This window comes from Pseudomonas sp. CM25 (genome assembly GCF_013179705.1).
Classification (GTDB): domain Bacteria; phylum Pseudomonadota; class Gammaproteobacteria; order Pseudomonadales; family Pseudomonadaceae; genus Aquipseudomonas.
Genome location: NZ_JABMCW010000535.1, coordinates 1 through 2583 on the forward strand (window position 1 = coordinate 1; position 2583 = coordinate 2583).

Annotated in this window: 3 protein-coding genes; 1 reads left to right on the forward strand and 2 read right to left on the reverse strand. The window is 63.9% G+C overall.

Features of this window, described 5'->3' with window-relative positions; genetic code table 11:
* The coding region (locus tag HP546_RS31585) for a hypothetical protein (RefSeq protein ID WP_256678566.1) at positions 1–100 on the reverse strand (100 nt) is incomplete at its 3' end.
* Positions 101–142: 42 nt separating this feature from the next.
* Positions 143–985, reverse strand: coding sequence for a helix-turn-helix transcriptional regulator (locus tag HP546_RS29070; protein ID WP_172232971.1), 843 nt, complete (start codon positions 983–985; stop codon positions 143–145).
* A 291-nt stretch (positions 986–1276) separates the two neighbouring features.
* Between HP546_RS29070 and HP546_RS29075 the strand changes: the two genes are divergently transcribed.
* Positions 1277–2583: APC family permease (locus HP546_RS29075; RefSeq protein WP_172232974.1), on the forward strand; the 1307-nt coding region annotated here is incomplete at its 3' end.

Genomic DNA, 2583 nt, shown 5'->3' on the forward strand with positions numbered 1-2583 from the left:
CGTTCAGCGCCTTCTGGTCGAGGAAGGCATGGATGTGGTGCGCGGCATCGGCTGCCTGGTAGTCACGGGTCTGGCGTTGCGGGGCGAAAGGCGCATTCATTGTTGGTTTTCCTTTGCGGTGGGGTTGCAGGGCAGCTGGCGCTCAGCGCAGCTTGCCCATGTAGCTTTCCAGCGGGTCCCTGCCCAGCACGCCCTGGGCATTGGCCAGCGCGTCGATGAACAGGGAAAACAGCTCGGACTGGGTACCGATGTCGAGCTTGGCGTAGACGTTCTTGCGGTGCGACTTGATGGTGTCTTCCGACACCCCCAGGCGCTCGGCCAGCGACCTGGTGGAGTGGCCACGCAGGATCAGCTGGGCGATACGGCATTCACGTTCGGTCAGCAGCGAGCTGCCAAAGTTGTTCAGGGCCGCGTGGATGCGTTGCTCGAGGATGTTCTCGAATCGCCCGGCACGGCTGTCGAGCCCGGCAAAGTGCTTGCCGAGCACCGCCAGCACCCAGGGCGTGATGCGCCCGAACAATTCGCGGCTGTGCCCGTCGAGCTTGTCGGTGAACGCCAGCGACACCGCCAGGCTGTGCCCTGGCGCCACCTGCAGGATGTAGTTGAGCTCATCCTCCAGGTGCGAGTGGCGGTAGAACGACTGGTAGTACTCACTGACCTCGAAATGGTCGGGCGCTATGTCGAACAGGCCGTAGCAGCCCGATTCGACCTGCTCCACGCAGGCACCGTAGAACGGGTCGAGCAGGTAGAAGCCGGACAGGTAGCGGCTGACATTGCCTTCGGGTTGCCAGGGCGCCTTGTCGTCCTGCTCGAACAGCGCGCTGGGCATGCCAGCCTGCGGGTACAGGTATACCGTGGTGGCCTGGATAGGCCGGATCACGCCAAGCGCCGCAAACAGGGTGGCGGCAAAGCCCGGCCGGCCGATGGCCTCGGTGACCTTGGCCAGGTGCTCGAACCACGGTTGCGAAAGCAATTGATCAGTCACTTTGGGCCTGCCGTATCAAGTAAGGCACCGCCGCCAGTGCGGTGCGTTGTTGGCCAGATACTCCCATGGCGCCGCGAACACCGAAATCACCCTTTGGGGTGAGCAGCTGCGCTGCTGCCTGGGGCTTCACACAGCTCACCCCAAAGGGTGATTCCGGGTGCCTGCGGGGTGTGGGAGCATCAAACCGCCCCAGCGCTGCGAGCCACCCGCTCGACCTCCTTGCACTACACCCACCGGTAGCGAGCCAGCTCGCGTACTGCGGTGTGCTGCATCCCTTTCCAGGAGCTAGCCATGCATACAACAACAAGTACAGCCCATACCGCCGCCCCGCATGCCCCGTCACTACCCGCCGCCAGCACCGGGCGCTTGCGCAAGTCCATGGGCATGACCGCCCTAGTCCTGTTCGGCCTCGCCTACATGGTGCCCCTGGCAGTGTTCACCACCTACGGGCTGGTCACCCAGATGACCAAAGGGCACTTGCCCACCGCCTACCTGCTGACCCTCGCCGCCATGCTGCTGACCGCCTACAGCTACGGCCGCATGGTCCAGGCCCACCCCTACTCCGGCTCGGTCTACACCTACACGCGCAAGGCCTTCGGCAGCCATATCGGCTTTATTGCCGGCTGGACACTGCTGCTCGACTACATCTTCCTGCCGCTGCTCAGCTACCTGCTGATCGGCATCTACATGTCGGAGTACTTCCCGTCCATCCACGCGTGGGTGTGGGTGGCGGGCTCGATTGCGCTGGTCACCTTGCTGAACCTGATCGGCATCGAGTCGATCACCCGGGTCAACTGGATCCTGGTGGTGGTGCAACTGGTGTTCATCATCGTGTTCGTCGCCTTGTCCATCCACAACCTCAGCGGACAGGCGGAGCCGGTGTCGCTGCTGGCGCCTTTCCATCACGACGGTTTCAGCGTGCCGTTGATCATGACCGGCGCTGCCGTGCTGTGCCTGTCGTTCCTGGGCTTCGATGCGGTGTCGACCATGGCCGAGGAAACCAGCAACCCGACCTACCGTATTCCCGTGGCGATCCTCGCCGTGTCGCTGATTGGCGGCTTGCTGTTCCTGGTGGTGTCGTACTGCGCGCAGATGGTGTTCCCCGACTGGGGCAGCTTCGCCGACCCGGACTCGGCCTCGGTGGACGTGATGCGCCGAGTGGGTGGCGAACTGCTGGTTACCGCCTTCACCGCCACCTACGTGGCCGGTTGCTTTGCCTCGGCCATGGTCTCGCAGGCCAGCGTGTCGCGGGTGCTGTTCGCCATGGGCCGCGACGGAGCGCTGCCTCGGGTGTTCGGCCAGCTGGCGACTAAAAAGCGCGTGCCGGCCACGGCTATCCTGCTGGTCAGCCTGCTGTCGCTGATCGCGTTGGTGATTACCCTGGACACCGTCGCCAACATGATCAGCTTTGGCGCGCTGTTCGCTTTCTCGGCGGTGAACCTGGCGGTGGTCAAGCACTACCTGGTCGACCAGAAGCTGCGTGGGGGCCGTAATGTGCTGCTGTATGGCGCGATTCCGGGCCTGGGTTTTCTCAGCACCCTGTGGCTGTGGAGCAGCCTGACCAGCCTGTCGTTCACCATTGGCCTGTGCTGGATGGG